Genomic DNA, 24,250 nt, shown 5'->3' with positions numbered 1-24,250 from the left:
AACAGCCGATTATGGCGAATCGGGAAAGATTAACGGGGTATCCTCCTAAATAATCCATAATCATCCCGGATGTGTGGCAATTCCTCCATTTTTGCACAGAAGCACACAGAGATATGTAAAAGGGCCAAAGAAAAGATTTTTTTAAAACGGAAGAAGCGCCCTTCCCAAGGAAAGGACGCGGCATCGTTAAGGGTGCAACAGACCGATAGTTAACTCTTGTTCCAGCTGCATCCCCGAGTATAATGAGGGATATAAAGGAACGAGGAGCATGCCAAATGGATAAACAAAAAGCCGTTCTGCTCGGACAATTTCTGAAATCGCGCAGGGAGAAAATGAAGCCTTCCGAAGCCGGTCTCCCTTCGGGTTACGGCAAACGAAGAACGCCCGGTCTCCGCCGCGAAGAGGTCGCTCAGCTTGCCCATGTCAGCACAACCTGGTATACCTGGCTCGAGCAAGGGCGGGCTTCCACCCCGTCGAGACAAGTGCTGGACAACGTCGCCCAGGCACTGAAGCTAAGCAAGAATGAGCATCTGCATATGCTTCACCTGGCAAACCTGGAGCTTCCGAATGCTATTACAGCCATGAAACAGCTGTCTCCGGATATCGAAAAGCTCATCGCTCAGCTGCCCTACCCTGCTTTCGTCGCGACTGAACGCACGGAGGTTCTAAGCTGGAACAATGCCGCCTGCCGGATCATTTTCGACTTCCCTTCGGTTCCCGCCGACGAACGCTGCATGGCCTGGCTGACGTTCACGGATCAGAACTTGCGCCGTTCCATGCCGGATTGGGAGGAATACGCCCAATATACGGCCGGCGTGCTTCGCGGACGCTACGAAAAAAACTTAAACGACCTGACCTTCCGCAAGCTGATTGACCGGCTGACGGCGGCAAGCCCGGAATTTCTCGAGCTATGGTCAACGCACGACATTATGGATAAGACCATTAAGACCATTCGTCTGCTTCATCCGGAAGCCGGGCTGCTCACCTTCAATATCAATACCTTCTCCCAAATCAACGGGGACAGCAGCACGCATTGCTGCGTATACATGCCAACGGAAGGAACCGGTACGCAAGAAAAAATGCAGCTGCTGCTAGACGGCTAGCGATTCGATTGCCGGGATCCCACTTCCAAAACCAATTTGCCCGTAGATTTTCTATCTTCGATTAGTCTATGGGCTTCTCCGGCTTCGTGCAGCGGCAGAACGCCTGTTACATCTACTTTCACCTTCCCGCCCGCCACCAAAGCCAGGGCCTTCCGCGCGGATTCGGCAACCAGCTGCGGCGCCGTCATACTCAACAGCTGCAGGTTAAAGCCGGATACGGTTTTGCTTGCAAACCATAATTCGTTCAGGGATTGCCTTACATCTTCCGCGTCGCTGGCATTCCCCATTGCGATTAATTTTCCGAGCGGCTTAAGCAGTCGCATCGAAGCTTCCCTCATCAGCCCGCCAACCGGATCAACCACAACGTCTACACCCTGTCCGCCCGTCCTCTCCGACACCAACGCCTCGAAATTCTCCCTCAGATAAACCTCGTCATAACCTAGGCCTTTCGCATAATCCAACTTATCGGCGCTTCCCACCGTTCCGATAACAAATCCGGCCCCAAGCGCCTTTGCGACCTGCCCGATTGCGCTGCCAACGCCTCCCGCAGCCGCGTGGACAAGCACCGTCTCGCCATGCCGCACGCGGGCCACCTGGGTAAGGATCATGTATGCCGTCGTTACATTCGACGGGAAAGCAGCCGCGCTCTCCATGCTGACTTGGCCACCCGCTTCACCAAGCGGGAATACCAGCTCTGCCGGCACTTTGACAACCTCCGCGTAACCGCCGCCGCCAACAATCGTTAAGGCTGCAACCTGCTGACCGGGACGGAAGCCCGTTACCTTCTCCCCTATCTCCCGAATCGTGCCCGAGACTTCGATTCCCGGTACGAATGGAAGAGGCAAATTCGGCACGCCGCCTTTTCGGAACAGCACCTCCGCATAGTTAACCCCTGCATAAGCTACATCTATCGTCACTTCTTCAGGTCCCGGCACGGGAGCCTTCAAATGGGTCATGGTCAATACTTCAGCATCGCCAAACCGCGGAATCATTAATGCACGCATATTAGCGCCTCCTTGTGCTTGAGTTCTCTTCCATTATGAAAAAAACAAAGGAAGTCAGCCAGTTGGCGGTTATACAGGTACCCGCAGTAACAGGCATCGCCGAACATAAGCAGCAAGGAACTGAAGCGATGCGATTCCGAATTCCAGTAAGCTTGAAATTCCCGAATCGGAACACCTGTCGCCCGGGAACCGTTACGAACCGGTAAAAGTCGCAGAGCATATTAAACGTTTTTTTCTTGACTTATAACAGAAAAAGCAACAAGAAAAACGGTCATGATATTTTGAAGAGAAACAATAGCAACAATTTCCCGCCTTCAAGCGTTAACCTTGCTAAGGGGGGAGAGCATGATCCGAATTCTTGTCATCTTAAGCGTTGCCTTTGCGTTTCTCGCGGGATGCGGCAAAGAGACGCTGAAGACTCAAATGCCCGAGAAAATGCCGGAGGATTTCCGATTCTCCGTCAGCTACGGATACGGCGAGGTAAATAAAAACGAAATCAACACGTACGCGGGAACCGTCACAAAGGATCTCGTCACGAAAGGGACGGCCACGGCAGCTTTGTCTTTCAGCGACGATGAGCTTCAATCCATTTATGCCAAAATGAAAGACATTGCCGTCCTAGACGAGAAACAGTTCCCGCAAAAGGGTAACTGCTCGCAGACGCCAAGCAGCACCGACAGCTGGAAAATGACCGTTAACGGCGAGACGAAGACCTTGTCATGGACAAACGAGTATTGCGACATGACGAAGGATGCGCAGGATCTGCTTGAGCTGAGGAGTTACATCCAGAAGCTTGTGGAGGGAAAAGACGCCTATAAAGCCTTGCCCGCTGCTGAAGGCGGATATGATTAAACGGCATCCCTTGCGGGATGCCGTTTTTCTATTCCGATTATTTAGACCACTGCGAGAGCAGCAGCTTGGCTTGCGAGGTCAGATTTTTGACAGCGGCATCGGATACTTGATCCTTGCCGGAACGCTTGTCCAGCTGAGACAGGAATTTGCCTACAAAATCAGCGGCTTTGTCCCGGGCTCCCTTCCCGTATTGCTGCTGTGCCTGCTCCAGGGAATTGGCCAGCTGGCTGGCAATGGCCCCTTTTACGCTGCCGTCGGCGATATAGCCTTCCAGCTTGGTTTGCAGGCTGCTTAACAGACCTGGAAGCGATGCATTCGGAACCGAAACATTGTTAAAGTTCGTATCCGATGCAAAATAGAAGCTTGTATACGATGGCTGGTTATACGCCGTATTTTGACGGGCAACCTCGGCTCTGTACTGCGGATCATGCATCAAGGTATACAGCTTCCGGTCGGTCAGCTCGGTACTCATATAAATTCGGATGGCACTGCTGTCCGTTGTACGTACAAGCAGCTCCTCTCGCCAGTCTCCGAAAATATCAGCCACAAGCGAAGGATTGCCCTTCGTATAGTTGTTGGTCAAGGTACCGGTTGCCGTCAGCAGTTTTCCCCGCTTCCAGTCATCGATGGTTGGCGTTACGTCGATAGCGCCATTAACGATTTGCGTCGTCATGTCCCCCGCCCATTTGATGCTCATATTCGTTCCCGGCGCTGAATTCCCCAGCTTCTGACCGTCCGCGCTCCAGAGCCCAACCGCCCATGTTTCCAGTCCAGGCCTTGCTGCATCCACATCCCCAATCATGCCTCGTCCCGTATCCTTGCCGGTATATCCGCCATACAACACTTTCCCGGTCTTCGCATCACGCAGCGAATAGCCGTAAGGGGCATAAGCTCCGCCTTCGTGAACCATAAAGATTTCAAGACCCGGACGGTTCGGATCGATGTCCGTCACATGCAAGGCATCACCGTGACCCAGTCTTGCCACCGCGCCGGGCGTTGCGCTTTGAGGAGGCATAACATCCATCGAGCTGTAGAGCAGACTGCCGTCGTGGTCAATCGTTGCGGAGCCGTATACGATCTCCTGCTTGCCGTCGCCGTCTACGTCAGCCGCGCTTAACGAGTGCGCGCCTTGGGTAGTAAGCGTGCCAAACTCTGGATCCGTACCGTCGCGGCCATGCGGCCCGTCATTGAACGGGTTCGTCATCGGTGTCCAGCCGCTGTCCACATACCAGTTCTCCTTCAGATGATGGCCGTCCCAACCATACGAGACGAGAGTCGATCGTGTGTAATAACCTCTGGCAAAAACGGCATACGGATTTTGACCGTCCAGGTAAGCAACGCCAGCGAGGAACCGGTCTACCCGGTTAGCCGGCTCGATCCGGCTCATCGCATAGTCGCCCCATAACAGCCCGTCATCCTCACGAAGCGTCTTGAACGGAATGGTCTCCAGCTCTTTGCCGGTCTCCCCTTCGAATACCGTCAAGTATTCCGGCCCGTCCACGATAAAGCCCTCGAATTCGCGCAGCTTGTTGTTTACGCTCCGGCTTGGCGCGTAGACATCCATGAAATAATCCGTCAGGCTGCGCGCATCCTCGAGGGACAGCGGATAGCTGTATTTCGGCGCAATGCCGAAAGCTTCCTCCAGCGTTTTGGGCCAGCTGCCGTTCTTCACCTCTTCCCGGTCGCTCCAGCCCATAAACAGGTTCACCACATGATCGTAATAGCCTTGCGCGCTGAGTCGGTAATCGTCTTCATTGCTGTAGCCGGCATCCAGATCCGCTTTCGGCATGGTAATATATTTCTCGGATTCGACCTTGCCGTCTGCTCCGTATTTCAGCACTTTCGTTCCCGGGGCGGTCTTGAACATCATTTCCGACTTGCCGTCCCCGTCAAAATCGTAAACCAGAAACTGCGTGTAATGCGCCCCGGAACGAATGTTAACGCCAAGGTCTACCCGGTACAGCAGCTTGCCTTCGAACGTGTAGCAATCGATATAGGTTTTGCCCGTATAGCCCCGCTGCGAGACATCCTTGGAATTGGAAGGCTCCCACTTGACGAAAAACTCGTACCGCCCGTCGCCGTCTACGTCCCCCACGCTCATATCGTTGGCGGAATACGTGTAAGCCTCGCCTTTTGGCGTAACCCCGTCCGCGGGCTTGTTCAGCTTCAGGTCATAATAAGCCTGTGCCCAAGGCTGAACGGCGGCGCTTTGATCGGTCTCTTTCCCGCCGGTTACCGCCGAAACGTAATACTTGGAAGCTGATGTTCCCCGCGGATCCAGATAATTGGTGCTGTCCGTAACGGTAGCAATCTGAACTCCGTCCCGGTAAACGTTAAATGCCGGTCCCGTTAAACCTTTATCCGTGCTGCCCGTTACCTCGTAGGATAATAGCCTCCAGCTGATAAACACCCCTTCCGAAGTTGTGGCCGCCGCAAGTCCCCGGTCCAAATATTCTAATTGCACGCGTTCTTTGCCCCCTTGTTGGCTGACCGTGCCTTGCTCCGCAGAAGCTGCCCATGCGGAACCCGTCATCGTAAGGGATAAGGCGAGAACGCCAGCCATCATTGTTCGAATTGCTTTCTTGCTAGTTGCACGCTTTGCCATTACTAGTTCCTCCCGAAAAAAATAGATTTTGGATGCGCTTACAAAAGAAGCTGCCTCGATAACCCTCCTTTCTTCCTATTACAGATAAATACTGGAAATCACCCCTTCATTATAGTTGAGGGTCGAACATTTCCCATCCAAAAAACAGTGTATTTCTTTCAAAAAACCGACTTTATGGGCAGCATTCTTTGACTAGCCCGGCAATGATCATACTGGTATCCTGCATCCGGAGGATTGCTTTCCGAAGATGTAGTCCGTAAGATTCACCGCACTGGACTACCACTTGGATGCAAAAAAAAGCCCGCAACGGCTCAGAAAGCCGTTGCGGGCATAAACGCGATAATTGCAAGAAAAGGTTAAGCGTCCGCGGAGGATTGAAGGTCCGCAATCTGCTGATGAAGTCTGCCAAGCTGCTCGGTATCCGCTTCGTCAGACAAGGAAGTCTGCATGCCTTGCACGTAACGGGATAAATCGTCGGCTAAGGCAGCGCCAGTCTCCTCCGCGCATTGTCTCCACAGGCCGGTATACAAGCCGGACCAGCTGTCGATATGCTCGTTCATCCATGCATGCAGGGCGGGAGAAGCGGCCTCTTCCAGCTCTTTGCGAAGCTGTGCTTTACCGTCGCCTTCAAAGAATTGACGAGGAGATTTGAAGCGGCTCCACAGCCACTTGGCATCCACGCCGGACATTCTCCATTCCGCTACGGCGTCCGGAGTAGGAAGATCCTTTGCCGTATAAGCTGCGCTGCTGTAACCGGCAATCAGCGATTCCAGCTGCTCGGTCAAGTTCGCGTACAGCTTCTTGAGCAGGCTGTTCACCTTGCGATCCAAGCGAAGCGTTGTCGCCTGAAGCTCCTGGGACAGCTCGGTCTGCACCTGACGCTGGAGCTCGAGCCATGCGGTCCAGATCATTTTGCGCAAATCCCGGCCGTCATCCTGCAGCGTTGAAGGGTTAAACGCGTAATTGTAAAACTCCCCGAAGCGGAGCTGGATACGCTGCACGACGTAATACAGCAGCTCGTTCAGCTCTTGAAGCATTTGCGCCGGAGGATCGTTTTCCTGGAAGGTCCGGATCGATGCGTTCGCTTCGATCAACAGCTTGCCAAGGCGTTCGCTCTCCGCCTGGCGGGATGCGGCATCGCCCGCTGCGCTCTTCAGCCAGCCTGCCACCGTGGAAGCGGCTCTTGCAATCTCCTGCTCTGCCGCATCAACGGCCAGCTTGCCAAGGTCGTTCTGCACGAAGCCAAGGAAAGACTGCTCGAAAGCGCCGATACCCGATTGGGAAAGCAGCTCCGTATTGCCGTCCATCTTGGCATCCAGCCCTTGCAGACTGGACACCGGGAATAAGCGCGGATTACGGATGCCATGCTGAAGCAGGTTGGTCTCGACGTGGCTAAGCACGCCTTCAAGCTCCTCCGCATCGGCTGCTAGATCGGCCGCGTTGACGAGGAAGAACATTTTATCAAGCTCGAATTGATCCTTCACGCGTCCAAGCTGCATCAGGAACTGACGGTCGGCTTGCGAGAAGGCATGGTTATAGTAAGTGACGAACAGGACTGCGTCCGCGTTCTTGATGTAATTGAAGGCTACGCCCGTATGCCGGGCATTCACGGAATCTGCTCCCGGCGTATCCACAAGAACGATCCCTTGACGCGTCAGCGGGCAATCGTAATGAAGCTCGATCTCGCTGACGAAGCAGGAACGGGACTCCTCGGCTACAAACTTCTCGTATTCGTCCTGCGAAACCGAGATTTGGGTGCCAAGCAGCGCTTCATGCGCCTCCCAGCCTTTGCGGGCTGCGCGAAGGAAGCTGTAATGCGGACGTCCTCCGGCATGGATCGCATCCGGCGTCAACATGTCAATGGCAAGCATGATAGCCGATGCATTCGGCAAGGCGGATTCGGATGCGTCCTCGCCAAGCAGCGCCAGCGAATAGCGCAAATCTTCGATAATGGCGTCATGGGACTTCATGACGACAAGGGCAGTGCCATGCTCGTGCTCCGCCGTTGGCGGCACGAGGCGGTTGATCGCCGCGGTTGTCGGGTTTGGCGACACCGGCAGCACCGGCTCGCCAAGCAAAGCGTTCGCGAGCGAGGATTTGCCCGCGCTGAAGGCTCCGAACAGCGCGATGGTGAACCGGCTGTCCCGCAGCCGGTTGGCTTTATCGCGCATAGCGTCCGCGCTGGCGGTCAGCGGCGCGTAAGGCGCGAGCAGCGCAGCAGCGCGCTCGAGGCGCGCCGCGGCGCTATGCTGCTGCGCGAGCGCCGCGCCGCCGGCGAGCGCGGCGTGCGGCTGCGGCGCCGCTGCGCGAGCGGCCGCGCGCTGCTGCGCTGGCGCGCCGGCGCTTGGCGCAGCAGCGGCGCTTGCCGCCGGCGCAGCCGCGTGCGCTGCGCTTGGCGCCGGCAGCGCCGGGCGCGGCGCGCGCGGCGGCAGCGCCGCGGCGAGCTGCGCCGCATGCGCGGACGCGCGCTGCGCCAGCGCCGCTAGCTGCGCGAGCGCGCCGGCTTGCTCGCCAAGCGCCTCTAGCTGCGCGGCTGCTTCATTCGCCGCGGCTGTGCTCGCGGCGGCAACATGCTGCGCAAGCACGTCGATGATATCGAACGCGTGCTTGCGGTAGATGAGCTTCACTTCCGCGGCAAGCTCGCGGCTGTAGACCATCGTATATTCATTGCCGAAGGTCGCCCCGGTATTTACTTTCTCGATAAGCCAATTCGGCTCAGGCTGCCAGGACAAACCGGAGGTCAGCTCCTGCTCCATCCGGTCAGCCGGATAGCCGGCCTTCTCAGCCGCACGGCGCAGCAGGTCCTTCACATGCCAGTCAATGGCCGCATTCACCTGGGAGGCAAATTCCGTCCGGAATGTCTCCAGTCTGCGTTCCTGCTCGGCAGCCGTTTTCGCGCCGGCAAACAGCAGGCCGGTCTTGAACCCTGGCTTCCGGCTTTCCAGGAAGACATGCGCTTTATCCCGCAATGGCGCCGGAGTAATGATCGCGTTATCCAGAAGCGACTGGACGCTGCGGCGGAGCTCAACGCGAAGGCGCTCCGGCTCCTCCGCAAGACGGTTCTTCTCGGCTTCAAGCTGAGCCATCTCCGCCTTTACCTTGGCTGCCGCTTCCTCGCCTCCAGCTTCGGCAATCAGGCGTTCACGCTCCGGTTCATCCCGCAGGTCCCACCATTTTTTGTGCTCGGCCACCAGATGATGCAAGGACGCATCTACGCTGTAAGCCGCAAGGGGCACTCTCTCCGCTGCCAACTGGGACAGCAAAAGCTCGAGCTGCTCCCATTCCTGATGAGGATGATCCGGCTGCCGCAACGACAAATAAACGATTCCCGCCGGCTCCAGGTGCCAAGCTTGAAACGCTTCTTCCACGCTCTTCCGGTATTGCTCGAATGATAATTCACGGTCACGGTGCTTATCAATTTGATTTACGATAAAGTATAAGGGCTTGCCCCAGTCCTTCAATTGCTTCGCAAACGCAAAGTTAATCTCGGATTGGACATGGTTATAATCCATGACATAAAAAACGACATCCGCCAAATGAAGGGCAGATTCGGTCGACATTCTGTGAGCGTCATCCGTGGAATCAATACCGGGAGTATCAAGAAGCACCGTATGGTCGCCAAGGCGGCCGGTAGGATAATAAATGGATACGGATTCGATGTTCTCGCCGTCTTTGCAATACGCGTCCAGCTGCTCGAGCGGAATATCCACGCTGACGCGCTCTCCGTTCTTCACGCTTACGACGCTTGCCTTTGCCGTCTCGCCGCCGCGAATGGCTACGACGTTCGCGCTCGTAGGTATCGGGCTGGACGGAAGCAGCTGTGCTCCGCATAATCGGTTGACCAGAGTTGATTTGCCGGCCGAAAAATGTCCGCAAAATGCAACAGTAAGCCGGCCTTCGGCCAGCTTACTGTTCAACTCCAGTACTTGCTTTGCGTGCAGACTGTCGCCCGCCGACTGCATTTCCTCAGCGGCAAGGGACAGTGCTTCTGTCATGCTTCGTACTGTCGTTTCCATCATGGTCTATACAGCTTCCTCTTCCGCAGGCAGGCAGATTTCGAATACGTTGCCGTGCTGCAAAATCATAATGTTGCGCTCTTTTTCCTTCATAACAACGACTTCAGGCTTTTGGCGCATACGCTCGATGTACTGATCCGGCACATCGCCTGAGCCGCTTACGGTAACGCCTTCTACCAGAATATCCTCGTTCTCTTGCGGAGGTGCTTCGAGGACCTGTTCAAAAATATCGGAGAACAGTTCAAAATTGTTTGTATACACGGAAATGCATTTCATCGTCATCATCCTTCACTGGCTTTTTTCGGTTTAGTTGCCTTGATTTTAGTTTTCGTTTGTCCACCCGGCTTCATGCGCTGTTTGCCTTCCTTGCACAGATCCAGCAGCGGGCATATCGGACATTGCGGGTTTTGTGCTTTGCAATGATAGCGGCCGAAAAAAATAAGCCGGTGATGGGTGAGCGTCCATTCCTCGCGGGGCACAAGCTTCATCAGCTTCTTTTCAACTTCCAGCACGGTATCATCCAGCTTAGCCACGCCAAGCCGTTTCGATACCCGCTCCACATGCGTATCTACGGCGATTGCGGGTACGCCAAACGCGTTCGAGACAACAACATTGGCTGTCTTTCGCCCAACGCCGGGCAGTTCCGTCAGCTGCTCATGCCTCTCGGGAACTTCCCCTTCGTATTTATCGATTAGGATGCGGCATAGCTTTTGAATATTAGATGCCTTACTGCGGAATAGTCCGATACGGCGAATATCCTGCTCCAGCTCTTCCAACGGCACAGCCAAATAATCCTCCGGCCGTTTGTATTTCTGAAACAGATTGACAGTGACTTTGTTCACCGTCTCATCCGTACATTGCGCCGACAGCAGGACGGCAATGGTCAGTTCGAACGGGTTGCTGTGATGCAATTCACAATGCGCATCCGGGAACATCTCCGCCAACGTATCCAATATATGTCGCATCTTCTGCTTCGCATTCATCGTCTCTCTCCTAATCCCAAACACTATCGTTCAAAGTGTAGCGAAATTTGTCACGAGAAGCAACCTTATTCGGCCGTAAATAAAGAAAAAACCGCCCTTTTGGACGGTATTTTCACAAAATATAAGAATTTAGGCCGAGATCTTTTTTAAATCCCGTTAATTTTTAACAGAAGCCTACGATTTTACGATTTTGAGTGCCGTATTATTGAAGGCATAAACCGTAATCGTATCTCCGTCTTTTAATGCGCTCACTTGGATGGACGCATTGTTATACATGATTTTGGTGTTCGAATTAATATAGGCAAAGTTGCCGTTATCCTCCGACGTATTTTTGTAGGTCCACAGGGTTGCGTTAGGAGCATCGTACTTCCAGTAAGTACGTTTGTCGCCGACTGCTACCGTAACAATCGTCTGCTCGTTCTCGTCCTTGTAAACTTGAATGATATCTCCCGCGGCTACCGCGGAAGACGAATAGGTGGTCTGAGTCCCTTTGATGACTTTTATGCCTTTCGAGAACGTTACCGTTGACGATGTGCCGTTAGGTTCGGTAACGGTCAGGCTGCTTGCCCCGACGGAGGAAACGGTGCCGTATTTCATCGTAATCGTCTTCACCGACTGGATGTTGCTGCCGATGTAAGGGACATTAATGATGGTGCCGCTAGTCAGAGCGCCCACCGTTAAAGCATTCCCATTCTCGTCCGTGATCGGAACATTGACCAGGGAGATGTCTTTTTGCGAGTTATCCGCCGCTTTCACCGTAACAAGCTTTGTAGAAGCGTTTGCGGACACAACCTGGTACTGCAAGGTTTTATGGACCTGAATCGTAGCTGCCTTCTCCTGGTTGGCATCCAGCAGCACGGTTACGGTATCTCCTGCCTGCAGGCTTCCGATTGTCGGCACGGCTACGCCGGGAATTTGGAGCAGCGGCGATACGTAAGGAATGGTTACCTTTTCGCCTGAATCGAGTTTAACGGACAGTAATTTATCCGTGGTATTTACCGATACCAGGCTGCCCGTCTGTTTGTAAATAAAGCTAAGCGAGATAATGTTTTTGCCGGAATACGTAATTTTCACTTTGCGGTTCGCAACCAAGTAAGATCTCGCCTGGCTCACTGTAATGGACGATCCATTGTAATCAATCTTGGTGGAATCCGTAAGGAACAAGGCATTCGCGTTCGATGTGGCAGGATCGTATAACGTAAGCAGCTTATTGTCGCCGCTGTAATTGACAACCGTAGCGGAATCCATCGTCGAGACGTTCCGGTTTACGACTTCAATGCGAGTCACCTGCTGTTCATCGTTCAAAGTAAGCTTGATATTATCAACTTCCTTGAACAAATCGCTCACCGTAGGCGCATCGATACCGTTTATTACAACAGTCACGTTATCGGCCAGAAATTTGGATTGCAGAGTACCGTCTGCCAAATAATTGATCAGGCCGCTGCCTGCGGAATAAAATTGTCCGGTTACGGTATTAGCGCCAGTCTGTACTTCTGCCGTGATGGATACAACCTGGGGAGCCGTGCGGAAAGTATCCTGTACGATGGTCAGATTCGTATCGCGCTTTAGATCGGAAATTTGGAGCGTTTTGCCGTTGCTGTCTTTTACGGTAACCGCGCTGCTATACGTGAACTTCACAGGCTCGTCGTTCACCCAAGCGTAGAAATAACGGTCCGTCGTATTGATGCGGTCCAGCTTGGCGATTGTCGTTTTGACATGCTGCTCCGTGCCTTGCGTTTCCACATACAGCGCTTTGCCGGAGCCGCCGATCAGCGTAACGTCCGTATACAGCTTGATATCCCCCGCCGCAACGGCGTTATCGCTGTCTGCCGAATAGTACAAGGTATTGGAATCAAGCGCGTAAGTCGTTTCTTTCCCTTCGCTGTACAGCGTGATCGATGTGGCCGTCTGCGCTGTAACAATGCCGTTTACTTGCCCTTCATACGCCACTTGGTACTGCTTCTCCGCCCGGCTGAACAAGGTTGCAAGGCTCGCCCGGTTAACCGGAGCTTTCGGATCAAACTTCGTCGCGGATACTCCCTTTACCAGATCAAGCGATACGGCCGCGTTGACGTAGCCTAAATATTTTGCCGTGATCTGATTGCCGTCAGCGAATGTAGAAGCAGTCTTGCTTAGATCATCCGCCAAAGCTTTTTTATCGATAGCTCTCACCATGAGCTTGGTTACCCATTCGCGAGTTGCCGGAGTTGTCCCCCATGTCGCTTTAGGATTTGCGGCCGCGTTGGCATACTCCTCGTTCTGATCCAGCAATCCGTGTTTGAAAGCTACAATAACATAAGGCTTTGCATAGTTGCTCACTTTAAAGGAATCGGGGTAGGCCACAATATCATCCGGATTTACTTCATCTTCTAGTCCGGCGAAGCGCAGCGCCATAACGACGGCCTCTTCTTGGGAAACGCTTTTTAGAGGGCGGAATTCCGTGGAACCGCTCGACGTTTTATATCCGTTAATAATGCCTTGAAGCGCCAGCTTCGAAACATGTTTCTGCGCCCATGCAGGGATCGTGTCAGCAAAAATGCTGGTCGATACTGCTGCAAATGCAGATGGAGCCGGCACTGAGATGGAGGTGCCACCGGCAAGCAAGGAGAACGCTAGAGCGCCGGCAATAAGTTTGGAACGGGACGAATGCATTGGCATGATTGAATAATCCTCCTCAATTCAATTGTTTGATACTAGGAATGACGAACCGTTGGATGGTCGAGGTCAAAGTGACCCATTAGGCTCTCCAGCGCTTTGCCGTCAACCAGAAGATCATAAGATTGCACAAAATCTAACTGGAACAATGTCTGACCAAGGGAATCCAGCAGCATTTGCTCTCCCGGTGCGCCAAGACGCGCGGTATCCGGCAGCTCAATATCGATTGTTACCGCATTATCCTTAAGCGTCACGGATTTGATCGGGATAGGCTTCCATAAATTCACCGTGCCTTCAGGACCGTCCTGCTGCAAAGCAGTTAATGCCTGCTTAATCAGATCTTCATTCGAGCTCGATTTCACTTGAACGTCCTTTGATACCATCTTCTCTAGCTCTGTATCGGAATAATAGATTTTAACCGTTGTTTCTTGTTCCGCCTGTACGGTCGGTTCCACGGACGGGTCAGGAGTCGCCGTCGGCTCCGTTGTTGCGGGCGCTTCTATCGTTGGGCTTGGAGAAGGCGCATTGCCGCTTACTTCATTTCCGGACTGCCCGAGTGGTTTGTTCGTATTTCCGCATGCTGCTGCAGTCAGAATGACCGCAAATAATAATAGAATAATTGCCGGTTTGCGCACGATCGAATTCCTCGCTTTCTCAAGGTGAAACTGCCTTCGCCGCACTTAGACGGCAAGCTTGTTTCATTCCGGTGAGTTCTAAGCCCTTATCTAAGAGAGACGAATAAATTCTTAGAATCTAGGAAAGTTTCAGGTACTCCTTAATTCCAGCTACGATTTCCGCTGCCATTTTATTTTGCGCTGCATCGCTGTAGAGGATGTCGGAGTCGCCTTTATTGGATAAAAATCCGGTTTCGAGCAAAATAGCAGGCATCGTCGTTTCTCTCGTTACATGCAGGTTTCCGTATTTTACGCCGCGGTCCTTAAGGCCGGTAGCCTTCACGAGATGTTTGTGAATCACATTCGCAAGCGCTTTACTGCTGTCGCGCGTGTAGTAGGTTTCCGTTCCGGTTACGCTCGAAGTGGGGTTGCTGTTCCCATGAATCGAAATGAAAATATCCGCCTTGTTGTTCTTGGCGAACGTTACGCGGTCTGCAAGCGTTACGAATTTATCCTCCGGTCTGCTGAGCAGCGGCTTGATATTTTTTTCTTTGTCCAGCAAAGCTTTGACTTTGAGCGAGATGGCAAGATTCACTTCCTTCTCCCAACGCCCGTTGATGCTTTGCGCGCCCGGATCGGTTCCGCCGTGACCGGCATCGATAACAACGTTATAGACTTTATTGCCGGGATCCGTTGTAACGGGAGGAGGAGTCGTTTCCACGGGCGGCGGCGTAGTTGCCGGATCCGTAAGGCTAACCGTTAATACCCCGGCTCCGTTATCTTGAACCAATGCGTCCGCATCCGTATTCAAATCCAGCACTAGTCTAGCGGTAGCCGGATTCGTAGAGAATAGCGAATAACGGAACATGGAGATGTACGGATTATCCGCTACGGGAATCCTTGTTTCCGCACCGTTGAATTGAGAGGACATGACATCCGAGTAAGTCGTGTTCGGGAAATCGATAACGATACGACCCGGGTTGTCCAGCTTAAACGGTTTATTCGCCGTTACTTTACCGTCATAGTTGATGATAATGCCGAAGCTGCTGTCGTATTGAACGGAAGTGATTGAACCTGTCTGGCCGGGATCCGGCGTATTCGAAGGTTCTTCGGGGTCCGCTGCTTTGTACAAATAGACGGACTGCGACGGTTGATCCCATTTCACCGTTAATCCAAGCTGTTCGCTGACGAAACGGATTGGAATCATCGTTGTTCTGCCCTTCTGCAGCTTGGCAGACATGTCCATTTGCACCTTGTTGTTGTTGACGAGTGCAATGTTGTTGTCAATGGTAAGTACAATTTCGTTCTGATCGTTATGTATGGTGACTGTCTTTGTAGCTGCCGCCCAATTCACTTCATAGCCCATGTTCTCGGACACGACCCTGATTGGGACGAGCGTAAAATTGTTGACGATCTGCGGATCGTCAAAAGGCTTAAGCAATTGGTCGTTCAGATAAAGCTTTGGGACGACTGGCGTTGTTGCAGCTTGTCCCACTCCGGTGAACAAAGTAAACAGAACCGCCATAAACAACAAAATAGGTACAAACTTCTTCTTCATTTTCCACCTCGATGACTGAAATTGCCTGCATCGAATGGGAGATCATTCGACTTTGCTAGACGATTAAATAGACGCATTTTGTCAGAAAAAGTTGCGTATAGAGGAAAAAAGAGGACAACTCTTCTTTATCCGAAGAGCTGCCCTCTTTTCAAAGCTATCTATTAACCCAAGTAGGCAGGACGCTTTTGTTCGTAAGCCGTAATTTTGTCTTCGTGCTGAAGCGTCAGGCCGATATCGTCCAGACCAAGCAGCAGGAACTGGCGGCGGTGCTCGTCAAGATCGAAAGAAAGATCAAGTCCGTATTCGTCAGTCAGCTTTTTGTTCTCAAGATCAACGGACAGCTTGTAGCCCTCATGCTTCGCGGTGCGTTGGAACAGGTCTTCGACTTGCTCTTCGCTCAGCTTGATCGGCAGAATGCCGTTCTTGAAGCAGTTGTTGTAGAAAATGTCCGCATACGAAGGCGCGATAACAACCTTGAAGCCGTAGTCCAAAATCGCCCAAGGAGCATGCTCACGGGAGGAGCCGCAGCCAAAATTCGCGCGGGAGATCAGAACGGAAGCGCCTTGATAGCGCGGTTTGTTTGGTTCGAAATCGGCGTTGATTTCACCGTTTTCGTGAAAGCGCCATTCGAAGAACAGGAATTGGCCAAAGCCGCTGCGCTCGATGCGTTTCAGGAATTGTTTAGGAATAATAGCGTCCGTGTCGACATTCACGCGGTCGACCGGGGCAACGATGCCCGTAAGTTGTTTAAAAGCTTCCATGTCGGTAATACCCCTCTCTCACACGTTCAATTAGTTCAACACTTCGGATTTGATTTTCCAGTCGCGCACGTCCGTAAAGCGTCCGTTGATTGCGGCAGCCGCAGCCATTGCCGGCGATACGAGATGCGTACGTCCGCCCCGGCCTTGACGGCCTTCAAAGTTACGGTTGGATGTCGATGCGCAGCGTTGGCCCGGCTGCAGGACGTCAGGGTTCATCGCAAGGCACATCGAGCAGCCTGCTTCGCGCCATTCAAAACCGGCTTCCGTAAATACTTTGTCGAGGCCTTCTTTTTCGGCTTGCAGCTTAACGCGTCCGGAGCCCGGAACGACGATAGCCGTTACTTTCTCGCTTACTTTGTACCCGCGTGCGATTTCCGCCGCAGCGCGAAGGTCTTCGATACGGCCGTTTGTGCAGGAACCGATAAAGACGTAGTCGATTTCGATTTCGGACATTGGCGTACCCGGCTTCAGGTCCATATATTCAAGCGCTTTTTCCGCTGCTTTGCGTTCGTTTTCCGTTGGCAGATCTTTCGGGAACGGTACGGAAGAAGTGATGTCCGTGCCCATGCCCGGGGAAGTGCCCCAAGTGACTTGCGGGATCAGCGAATCAACGTCGAATTCAACCACGGTATCGTAAGCCGCGCCTTCGTCCGTTGTGAGCTGCTTCCAGTCTTCTACGGCTTCGTCGTAGTTGGCAGGAGCGTACTCGCGGCCTCTCAGGTAGTTGAACGTCGTTTCGTCAGGTGCGATCAGACCTGCGCGCGCGCCGCCTTCGATCGACATGTTGCAGACGGTCATGCGCTCTTCCATAGTCAGGGAGCGGATAGCTTCGCCCGTGTACTCGATAACATAGCCGGTAGCGAAGTCCGTGCCGTATTTGGCGATAACGCCGAGGATCAAGTCCTTCGCGGTTACGCCTGGTTTGCGGGAACCGATGAAGCGAACTTCCATTGTTTTTGGCTTTGCTTGCTGCAAGCATTGCGTCGCCATAACGTGCTCAACCTCGGAAGTACCGATACCGAACGCCAGAGCGCCAAACGCGCCGTGAGTCGAAGTGTGGCTGTCGCCGCAAACAATTGTCTTGCCTGGGTAAGTCAAGCCGATTTCAGGACCCATAACGTGCACGACGCCTTGGTCGAGGTTGTGCAGGTCGAACAGCTTTACGCCGAAGTCCGCGCAGTTTTGCGTCAGCGTATCGATCTGTTGTTTGGAGATCGGGTCTTTAATATTGAAGCGGTCCTTGGTAGGAACGTTGTGGTCCATTGTCGCGAAAGTCAGGTCGGGACGGCGAACTTTGCGGTTCGACATGCGGAGTCCTTCGAAGGCTTGCGGCGAAGTTACCTCGTGTACCAGATGAAGGTCGATGTAAATGATGCTTGGTTTGCCCTCTTCTTGATGAATGACGTGCTTATCCCAGATTTTCTCAAACAGTGTTCTTTTCGTCATTATGTTCACCCCATCGTTCAAGCGAATAATCGCTTTGCTCTATTAGATGTTACTAGCATAGCACCTCCTTCTTGATTCAACAAAGATATAATATCTATAATGGTTATAGGCAATAGCTATAAAAGATCGATAACTATTCTCATTTGGACTATAAGGGGAATGCTGGAATGGAACTTAGACAACTTCAGTACGTGATTCAAATCGCAATCGAGAAAAATTTTTCGCGCGCTGCCGAGAAGCTGCATATTGCGCAGCCTTCCCTCAGCCAGCAGCTATCCAAGCTGGAGCAGGAGCTAGGCGTCCTGCTGTTCCGCCGCACGACGAATTCCGTTGAGCTGACGCAAGCCGGTCAGGTCTTCGTGGATAAATCGCAGTCGATTCTGGATGCCATCGAGCAGTTAAAGCAAGAGATGGACGATATGGCTCAGATGAAGCGAGGCCGTCTTGTCGTAGGAACGCTGCCAATTACAGGATCGCATATCCTGCCGCTTGTTCTTCCGGTATTCGGAGAGCTCTATCCGCAGATCGAGGTTATATTAGTGGAAGACACAACCGTCAAGCTGGAGCAGCTTACGGCTAACGGGGGGACGGATTTAAGCCTGCTTACTCTCCCTCTCGTCGATCAGACGCTGGAATGGGAACCGCTTATGGAGGAAGAAATTTGCCTGGCCGTTCCACCCAGCCATCGCCTGGCCGGACGCACCGACGAGATTTCGATCGAGGAGCTGCGGGACGAGCCTTTTGTCGGCCTGAAGAAAGGACAGGGCTTCCGCCAGATTCTCGTGCATCTATGCCAACAGGCCGGTTTTACGCCTAACATCGTGTTTGAGAGCAGTAATATTGAGACGGTTCAGTCGCTTATTGCGGGCGGGATGGGCATTACGTTTGTTCCGAAAATGCTCACCCGGGCCGCGGGCGGCGATTTTGTCCCCGCTTACTTAACGCTCAAGGGCCGTCCTTCGCGCACCTTGATTATCGCCAGCCGCAAAGGACGGTATTTGTCCAAGGCGGCCGTGGCGTTTATTGAAACGATGAACAAAACGATCAGCCAATATAAGTAGTTCCTTAATATAAGGATGGTCTGCGGTCCTCGAATACCGGAATTTTGCCGCGTACGGTATCAACGAGAGATAGATCGATTTCGGCGTAAAGAATAGTCTCTTCTTCCCCGGCTTCGGCGATTGTCTCGCCCCAAGGATCAAGAACCATCGAATGGCCGAAGAAATGCGTCTCTCCGCTAATGCCTACGCGGTTGCAGGCAATCACGAACATTTGGTTTTCGATTGCGCGGGCGGTCAGAAGCGTGCGCCAGTGATGCAGCCTTGGATGCGGCCATTCGGCCGGCACAAAGAGCAGCTTCGCTCCACCCAGCGCAAGCTTTCTGGCCAGTTCCGGGAAGCGGATATCATAGCAGATCATCATGCCTGCCCCCGCGCCTTCAATCTCAAGCTTGCCAAGCTTATCTCCCGCTGCGAGGTACTTCTCTTCGTCCATCAGGCGGAACAAGTGGATTTTCGAGTAATCCGCGATTTGGTTTCCTTCCCGGTCAAAAGCGAAAATCGTATTGTACACGCCGTCTTCCCGGCCTTCCGCGATCGATCCGGCGATGATATGAATGCCATGCTTGCGGCTGAATGCCGACAGGTAAGCTTTCGTGCGTTCTCCATGCGGGTCCGCAAGCTTCGTAATTTCCGTTAACGCATAGCCCGTATTCCACATCTCCGGAAATACGATGACATCCGGCTTATTAGGCTGGGATGCCGCCTCCTCGAGCATGCCGGACAGCTTGGCGAAATTCGCTTCCGGCTGTCCGACCTCTATATTCATTTGCAAAAGTGCAATGCGCATTGGCTGTGTCATAGGTCTTGTTCCCTTCATCAATTACTTTTCCCTAATGATACCTTCTCATGGTTCTGTGTCAAGATGGACAGATTAATGGAGAAGAGTTATTCATTCCCGGAAAAGGAGAGAAATAAAAATGCGCCAGAAACGATTAGCGTCCCTGCTGCTCGCCTTATGCTTCATGTTGACGTTCGCCTCTGCCTCCGCCTTTGCTTCAGCACCGGAGGATCAGCCTTTTAAGCCTGTTCAGGTATTTGACGTGAAAGCCGGAAAAGTCGTGTTTACAACGCCAAACGATAAGGAATACCAGGAATTTGCGAACAAATGGATCTCATCCATTACGGGACTTGCCCCTCAGCTCACGAATGACGACAGCTGCAATTACGTTTACCGCGTGCCGCTTGAGAAGCCCGTAACGATATCCGTGAACGGCACCAAGCTGCTGGCTGACGACGTGTTCTTATTTTATTGCGATGGCAAGCCTCCGCTTCTTCTCGTATTCGATGAGCAACGCAGACCCTACCTGCTGCTCTTCAAAGAAGACATTAAACCGTTTATTAAGAAAATCGGGATTCCGGCTGAGTAAATCAGCATCAATGCCCGCTCCATGCCGACTAATTTCATTCTAAGGATTTATAAGTTTTTGCTTATTAATCTCGCTTGGAATTCTTTGGAGTGAAACGCTCTCTGCATTATAATTACGGCATTTGCCGTTTCACCTTGACTCGACATAAACGGTTTTGACATGCTACATTAAAGCTAATGTCGTTCAGGCGATTAGAGAGCATTTATGGTGGAGTGTGAGCAAATGGAAACTCGAGTGAGTGAGCATGTTATAAAACCGGCAGACCGCATGACGGCGCTGCCAACGCAGTTTTTCGCCAAGCTTGTCGGCAAAGCAAATGCCCAAGCGGCCAAAGGCCGGGATGTGATCAATCTGGGGCAAGGCAATCCCGACCAGCCTACCCCTCCCCATATCGTAGCAAAGATGCAGGAAGCGTCTGCGAATCCGATGTACCACCGTTACCCGCCTTTCAGCGGTTATTCGTTCCTGAAGGAAGCGGTAGCCAAGCGCTATAAAGAAGATTACGGCGTTGAGGTTGATCCGGCTGCCGAGGTTGCTATTTTGTTTGGAGGCAAAACGGGTCTTGTCGAAATCAGCCAGTGCCTGCTTAATCCCGGCGACGTATGTCTTGTTCCGGATCCCGGTTATCCGGACTATTGGTCTGGCGTCGCGCTTTCCGGCGCGGAGATGAGCTTTATGCCGCTGACGGCGGATAACCGCTTCCTGCCTGACTATAGCGCTATTGATCCGGAAGCTTTGGAGCGCGCCAAGCTGATGTTCATCAATTACCCGAACAATCCGACAGGCGCCGTAGCGGATCCCGAATTTTATGAAGAGACCGTCGCCTTTGCCCGCCGTACGGGTGTCGTGGTTGCAAGCGACTTTGCTTACGGAGCCATCGGCTTTGACGGCAAAAAGCCGGTCAGCTTCCTTCAAACGCCCGGCGCCAAGGATGTTGGCGTAGAGTTTTATACGCTCTCCAAAACGTACAACATGGCCGGTTGGCGGGTTGGCTTTGCCATTGGCAACGCCCAAATCGTATCCCTGATCAATCTGATTCAGGATCATTACTACTGCAGCCTGTTTGGCGGCATTCAGGAAGCGGCGGCGCTTGCCCTTACGGGTCCGCAGGATTGCGTGACGGAGCTTACCGCCCGTTACGAAAGCCGGCGCGAGGCGGTATTCGGCGCGCTTGCGAAGATCGGCTGGAAAGCCGACCGTCCCGGCGGTTCTTTCTTCTGCTGGCTTCCGGTACCCGAGGGCTATACGTCGGAATCCTTCGCAGATCTTCTTCTCGAGCAAGCCGACGTTGTCGTTGCGCCGGGCAACGGTTTTGGCACCCATGGCGAAGGCTATGTGCGCCTTGGTCTATTGACCGGCGAGGAACGGCTCGTTGAAGCCATCGAGCGGATTGGCAAGCTAGGCATTTTTTAACCTGCTCGGCAGACCGGCATCCCCCGGTCTGCCGGCTGTTTTTATGGCGCTTGCCTTGCTTTACAGTAAGGTATGATCATGATATGCTAGCATTAACTGAACATGTAACGTGATGACGGGACTAGTAAGTGAGATGGCCGTGCCCAGAGAGCAAATTCGTCAGGCTGCAAGATTTGCCTCGGTTCCTTGCTGAATCCAACCCCCGAGCGGCCGGCGAGAGCCGGACAGCGCCTCCTGTTATGAGGCTTGAGATGGACCTGTATGCGCGTATTTGCCATTCGGTCAACAAAGGTGGTACCGCGGAAGCTATAGACTTTCGTCCTTTATGGACGAAGGTCTTTTTATTTTGTCAGGAAATGGGATGAGAAGATGTCGGAGAGAATTGTTGTCAAAATCGGTAGCAGCTCCTTAACCTCGGAGGAAGGCGGCTTAAACCGTGAACGTATCGCCTATTTTGCTTCTGAACTCGCCGCTTTGCACAAGCAAGGCTGCCCACTTATTCTGGTAACCTCCGGCGCGGTGGCTGCGGGCTTCCGCCAGATCGGTTACGCTGCACGGCCAAAAGCGGTACACGAGAAGCAAGCAGCTGCCGCGGTTGGCCAGGCGCTGCTCATGCAGGCTTATCAGGAAGCGTTCGGAGAGTTTGGCATCGGGGTTGCCCAGATCCTGTTGACCCGGGCGGACTTCTCCAACCGCAAGCGAATCCAAAATGCGCTCAAGACGATAGAGGAATTGCTTCGTCTCCGCATTCTTCCTATCATTAATGAAAACGACACGGTAGCTACCGACGAGCTTGAGCTGAAGTTTGGCGATAACGATAAGCTGTCCGCGCTGGTTGCGGCGATGACGAAAGCAAGCAGCCTGATCATGATTACCGATATGGACGGCTTGTATACGGAGGATCCGCGAAAAAATCCGGAAGCCGTCAAGATCGAACGAGTGGATCAAATCTCGGAGGAGATTATGCAGCTGGCGGGCGGAGCAGGCTCTGCGGTTGGCACTGGCGGCATGCGTTCCAAGATAGAAGCAGCGCGCATCTCCATGCGCGGGGGCGTAAGAGCTTTTATCGGAAAGGTTCAACAGCCTGGCGATTTGCAGCTGGCGGTTGACGGTACAGGCAAAGGCACTTATTTCGATACCCGGTTGCACAGCCTTCCGATGAAGAAGCAATGGCTCGGCTTCCACTCCAACCCCCATGGCCGCATTATCGTTGACGACGGCGCCGAGCATGCCTTGCTCGTACGCGGCAAAAGCCTGCTGCCGGCCGGCATCCGCGAAATTCAAGGCGATTTTCATTCGGGGGATGTTGTAGAAGTAACAAATCTGACGGGAGACACGATCGGACGCGGCGTAGTAAACTACGAAGCTTGGCAGGTTCAAGCCGTGGCCGGTCTCAGCACGGAAGAAGTAAAACGCCGGGTGGATGTAGGCAGAATCGAAGTCATCCACCGCGACGAGTGGGTTTCCTTGCGGTAATCTTTCATTAAGTCTATGCTTTCGAAGCATGAATGGCTTCGCAATTCATTTTAGGAGGAATCGAGATGGTTAGTGAAGTTAAACAAAAAGCAACGCTTGCCCAAGCCGCTGCCAGCATCATGAACAAAATGACGACCGAGCAGAAAAATGCCGCCCTAACGGCCATGGCTAATGCCTTAATTGAGAATCAGGCATCTATTATCGAAGCCAATAAAAAGGATCTGGAACGAGGCCGGAAAAACGGCACGAGCCCTTCCCTGCTGGATCGCCTCGCCTTGAATGAAAGCCGTGTTGCGGACATCGCGGAAGGACTGCGCCAGGTTGTGGAGCTGCCGGATCCGGTTGGCGAGCTGCTGGAGCAATTCGACCGTCCAAACGGCCTTCGGGTTGATAAAAAACGCGTGCCGCTCGGCGTTATCGGCATGATTTACGAAGCCCGTCCTAACGTTACCGTGGACGCTGTTGGCCTTTGCCTCAAAACCGGCAACTGCGTGGTGCTCCGCGGGGGCTCCGCCGCCCTGGATTCCAACCGCCGGATCGTGGAGGTGCTCCGCGAAGCGCTGGCCTCAACGGCATTGCCGCAGGATGCGATTCAACTGATAGAAGATTCCGACCGCGCTTCCGTCAACGAAATGCTTAAATTAAACGGATTGCTTGATGTAGTTATCCCGCGCGGCGGCGCGGCGCTGATCCGCAACGTAGTCGAAAACGCGACAGTGCCCGTTATCGAGACAGGTGCCGGCATCTGCCATACCTTCGTGGATGAGAGCGCGGATTACGACATGGCGGAACAAATCGCCTTCAACGCGAAGGTTCAGCGCCCTTCCGTCTGCAACTCGATGGAAACTTTGATTTTGCACCAAGCCTTTGCGGAGCGCCATCTGCGGCAAATCGCCGATCGCTTTCTTGCGGCTAATGTCGAGCTGCGCGGCGACAGCCATACGGCTGAGCGCGTACCGCAGGCCAAGCTTGCGACCGAACAGGATTTTGCGACGGAATATAACGATTATGTTCTAAATATTCGTATTGTAGCAAACTTAGATGAGGCGCTTGAGCACATTCGCAAATACAGCACGAAGCATTCCGAATGCATCGTAACGGAGAATGCATGGAATGCCGAGCGATTCTTGAACGAAGTAGACGCTGCGGCAGTCTATCACAACGCTTCCACCCGCTTCACGGACGGCTTCGAATTCGGCTTCGGAGCGGAAATCGGCATTAGCACGCAAAAGCTGCACGCGCGTGGCCCTATGGGACTGCCGGCTCTTACGTCAACGAAATTCCGGGTTTACGGCAACGGCCAAATCCGCGGTTAAGATAGAGTTTGGAGGGTGAA

At 53.1% G+C, this 24,250-nt stretch carries 18 protein-coding genes; 7 read left to right on the top strand and 11 right to left on the bottom strand.

The window, feature by feature from the left end:
* Nucleotides 1-275 precede the first annotated feature (275 nt).
* Complete coding sequence (locus FHT67_RS05950; protein ID WP_165930586.1) at nucleotides 276-1,103, top strand: helix-turn-helix transcriptional regulator; 828 nt, start codon at nucleotides 276-278, stop codon at nucleotides 1,101-1,103.
* On the opposite strand, the gene FHT67_RS05945 is transcribed toward FHT67_RS05950, so the two are convergent.
* Entirely contained in the window at nucleotides 1,100-2,107 is a 1,008-nt protein-coding gene (locus FHT67_RS05945; RefSeq protein ID WP_132304833.1) for a quinone oxidoreductase family protein, read from the bottom strand. The genes FHT67_RS05950 and FHT67_RS05945 overlap by 4 nt on opposite strands.
* 345 nt (nucleotides 2,108-2,452) lie before the next feature.
* Here FHT67_RS05945 and FHT67_RS05940 point away from each other — a divergent pair, with 345 nt between their 5' ends.
* A complete protein-coding gene (locus FHT67_RS05940) occupies nucleotides 2,453-2,959 on the top strand; it encodes a hypothetical protein (protein ID WP_167196356.1) in 507 nt (168 codons plus the stop codon).
* A gap of 37 nt (nucleotides 2,960-2,996) precedes the next feature.
* Here the strand turns inward: FHT67_RS05940 and FHT67_RS05935 are convergent, their stop codons facing one another.
* The 9 genes from FHT67_RS05935 to leuC all read right to left on the bottom strand — a co-directional run bounded on the left by FHT67_RS05935 (nucleotide 2,997) and on the right by leuC (nucleotide 17,597).
* Entirely contained in the window at nucleotides 2,997-5,564 is a 2,568-nt protein-coding gene (locus FHT67_RS05935; RefSeq protein ID WP_167196354.1) for a rhamnogalacturonan lyase, read from the bottom strand.
* Nucleotides 5,565-5,920: 356 nt separating this feature from the next.
* Nucleotides 5,921-9,580: a dynamin family protein gene (locus FHT67_RS05930; RefSeq protein WP_243866907.1), complete on the bottom strand. Its 3,660-nt coding sequence runs from the start codon at nucleotides 9,578-9,580 to the stop codon at nucleotides 5,921-5,923.
* 6 nt (nucleotides 9,581-9,586) lie between these two features.
* Nucleotides 9,587-9,856: an NAD/NADP transhydrogenase alpha subunit gene (locus tag FHT67_RS05925; RefSeq protein ID WP_127494012.1), complete on the bottom strand. Its 270-nt coding sequence runs from the start codon at nucleotides 9,854-9,856 to the stop codon at nucleotides 9,587-9,589.
* Between the two features lie 5 nt (nucleotides 9,857-9,861).
* Nucleotides 9,862-10,563 carry an endonuclease III gene (nth, locus tag FHT67_RS05920; protein ID WP_132304825.1) on the bottom strand — a complete coding sequence of 234 codons (702 nt, stop codon included), beginning with the start codon at nucleotides 10,561-10,563 and terminating at the stop codon, nucleotides 9,862-9,864.
* 174 nt (nucleotides 10,564-10,737) lie between these two features.
* Nucleotides 10,738-13,221: an S-layer homology domain-containing protein gene (locus tag FHT67_RS05915; protein ID WP_167196350.1), complete on the bottom strand. Its 2,484-nt coding sequence runs from the start codon at nucleotides 13,219-13,221 to the stop codon at nucleotides 10,738-10,740.
* A 35-nt stretch (nucleotides 13,222-13,256) separates the two neighbouring features.
* The gene (locus FHT67_RS30310) at nucleotides 13,257-13,853 is read right to left on the bottom strand and encodes a GerMN domain-containing protein (RefSeq protein ID WP_167196348.1); all 597 of its coding nucleotides are present in this window, start codon (nucleotides 13,851-13,853) and stop codon (nucleotides 13,257-13,259) included.
* Nucleotides 13,854-13,971: 118 nt separating this feature from the next.
* A complete protein-coding gene (locus tag FHT67_RS05905) occupies nucleotides 13,972-15,390 on the bottom strand; it encodes an N-acetylmuramoyl-L-alanine amidase family protein (protein ID WP_132304819.1) in 1,419 nt (472 codons plus the stop codon).
* A gap of 161 nt (nucleotides 15,391-15,551) precedes the next feature.
* Nucleotides 15,552-16,151 carry a 3-isopropylmalate dehydratase small subunit gene (leuD, locus tag FHT67_RS05900; protein ID WP_132304817.1) on the bottom strand — a complete coding sequence of 200 codons (600 nt, stop codon included), beginning with the start codon at nucleotides 16,149-16,151 and terminating at the stop codon, nucleotides 15,552-15,554.
* Nucleotides 16,152-16,181: 30 nt separating this feature from the next.
* Nucleotides 16,182-17,597 carry a 3-isopropylmalate dehydratase large subunit gene (leuC, locus tag FHT67_RS05895; RefSeq protein ID WP_132304815.1) on the bottom strand — a complete coding sequence of 472 codons (1,416 nt, stop codon included), beginning with the start codon at nucleotides 17,595-17,597 and terminating at the stop codon, nucleotides 16,182-16,184.
* A 167-nt stretch (nucleotides 17,598-17,764) separates the two neighbouring features.
* Here leuC and FHT67_RS05890 point away from each other — a divergent pair, with 167 nt between their 5' ends.
* A complete protein-coding gene (locus tag FHT67_RS05890; protein ID WP_132304813.1) occupies nucleotides 17,765-18,658 on the top strand; it encodes a LysR family transcriptional regulator in 894 nt (297 codons plus the stop codon).
* Nucleotides 18,659-18,662: 4 nt separating this feature from the next.
* Here FHT67_RS05890 and FHT67_RS05885 read toward each other — a convergent pair whose 3' ends face one another.
* Entirely contained in the window at nucleotides 18,663-19,445 is a 783-nt protein-coding gene (locus tag FHT67_RS05885; protein ID WP_481856676.1) for a carbon-nitrogen family hydrolase, read from the bottom strand.
* Between the two features lie 130 nt (nucleotides 19,446-19,575).
* Here FHT67_RS05885 and FHT67_RS05880 point away from each other — a divergent pair, with 130 nt between their 5' ends.
* From FHT67_RS05880 to FHT67_RS05865, 4 genes are all read left to right on the top strand, one after another.
* Complete coding sequence (locus FHT67_RS05880) at nucleotides 19,576-20,025, top strand: hypothetical protein (RefSeq protein WP_167196346.1); 450 nt, start codon at nucleotides 19,576-19,578, stop codon at nucleotides 20,023-20,025.
* A 222-nt stretch (nucleotides 20,026-20,247) separates the two neighbouring features.
* Nucleotides 20,248-21,438, top strand: a complete 1,191-nt coding sequence (locus FHT67_RS05875) for a pyridoxal phosphate-dependent aminotransferase (RefSeq protein ID WP_132304807.1) — start codon at nucleotides 20,248-20,250, stop codon at nucleotides 21,436-21,438.
* Between the two features lie 369 nt (nucleotides 21,439-21,807).
* Entirely contained in the window at nucleotides 21,808-22,914 is a 1,107-nt protein-coding gene (proB, locus tag FHT67_RS05870) for a glutamate 5-kinase (RefSeq protein WP_132304805.1), read from the top strand.
* A 65-nt stretch (nucleotides 22,915-22,979) separates the two neighbouring features.
* Nucleotides 22,980-24,230: a glutamate-5-semialdehyde dehydrogenase gene (locus FHT67_RS05865; RefSeq protein ID WP_132304803.1), complete on the top strand. Its 1,251-nt coding sequence runs from the start codon at nucleotides 22,980-22,982 to the stop codon at nucleotides 24,228-24,230.
* Nucleotides 24,231-24,250 lie beyond the last annotated feature (20 nt).

The sequence above is a fragment of the Paenibacillus sp. BK720 genome (genome assembly GCF_011761545.1).
Taxonomy (GTDB): domain Bacteria; phylum Bacillota; class Bacilli; order Paenibacillales; family Paenibacillaceae; genus Pristimantibacillus.
The sequence above is the reverse complement of the archived record's forward strand: the minus strand, read 5'-3'. Positions and strand labels throughout refer to the sequence as shown.

Coding starts and splice junctions, on each gene's coding strand:
- FHT67_RS05950 (WP_165930586.1), top strand. CDS start 276: ATGGATAAACAAAAAGCCGTTCTGCTCGGACAATTTCTGAAATCGCGC.
- FHT67_RS05945 (WP_132304833.1), bottom strand. CDS start 2,107: ATGCGTGCATTAATGATTCCGCGGTTTGGCGATGCTGAAGTATTGACC.
- FHT67_RS05940 (WP_167196356.1), top strand. CDS start 2,453: ATGATCCGAATTCTTGTCATCTTAAGCGTTGCCTTTGCGTTTCTCGCG.
- FHT67_RS05935 (WP_167196354.1), bottom strand. CDS start 5,564: ATGGCAAAGCGTGCAACTAGCAAGAAAGCAATTCGAACAATGATGGCT.
- FHT67_RS05930 (WP_243866907.1), bottom strand. CDS start 9,580: ATGGAAACGACAGTACGAAGCATGACAGAAGCACTGTCCCTTGCCGCT.
- FHT67_RS05925 (WP_127494012.1), bottom strand. CDS start 9,856: ATGAAATGCATTTCCGTGTATACAAACAATTTTGAACTGTTCTCCGAT.
- nth (WP_132304825.1), bottom strand. CDS start 10,563: ATGAATGCGAAGCAGAAGATGCGACATATATTGGATACGTTGGCGGAG.
- FHT67_RS05915 (WP_167196350.1), bottom strand. CDS start 13,221: ATGCCAATGCATTCGTCCCGTTCCAAACTTATTGCCGGCGCTCTAGCG.
- FHT67_RS05905 (WP_132304819.1), bottom strand. CDS start 15,390: ATGAAGAAGAAGTTTGTACCTATTTTGTTGTTTATGGCGGTTCTGTTT.
- leuD (WP_132304817.1), bottom strand. CDS start 16,151: ATGGAAGCTTTTAAACAACTTACGGGCATCGTTGCCCCGGTCGACCGC.
- leuC (WP_132304815.1), bottom strand. CDS start 17,597: ATGACGAAAAGAACACTGTTTGAGAAAATCTGGGATAAGCACGTCATT.
- FHT67_RS05890 (WP_132304813.1), top strand. CDS start 17,765: ATGGAACTTAGACAACTTCAGTACGTGATTCAAATCGCAATCGAGAAA.
- FHT67_RS05885 (WP_481856676.1), bottom strand. CDS start 19,445: ATGCGCATTGCACTTTTGCAAATGAATATAGAGGTCGGACAGCCGGAA.
- FHT67_RS05880 (WP_167196346.1), top strand. CDS start 19,576: ATGCGCCAGAAACGATTAGCGTCCCTGCTGCTCGCCTTATGCTTCATG.
- FHT67_RS05875 (WP_132304807.1), top strand. CDS start 20,248: ATGGAAACTCGAGTGAGTGAGCATGTTATAAAACCGGCAGACCGCATG.
- proB (WP_132304805.1), top strand. CDS start 21,808: ATGTCGGAGAGAATTGTTGTCAAAATCGGTAGCAGCTCCTTAACCTCG.
- FHT67_RS05865 (WP_132304803.1), top strand. CDS start 22,980: ATGGTTAGTGAAGTTAAACAAAAAGCAACGCTTGCCCAAGCCGCTGCC.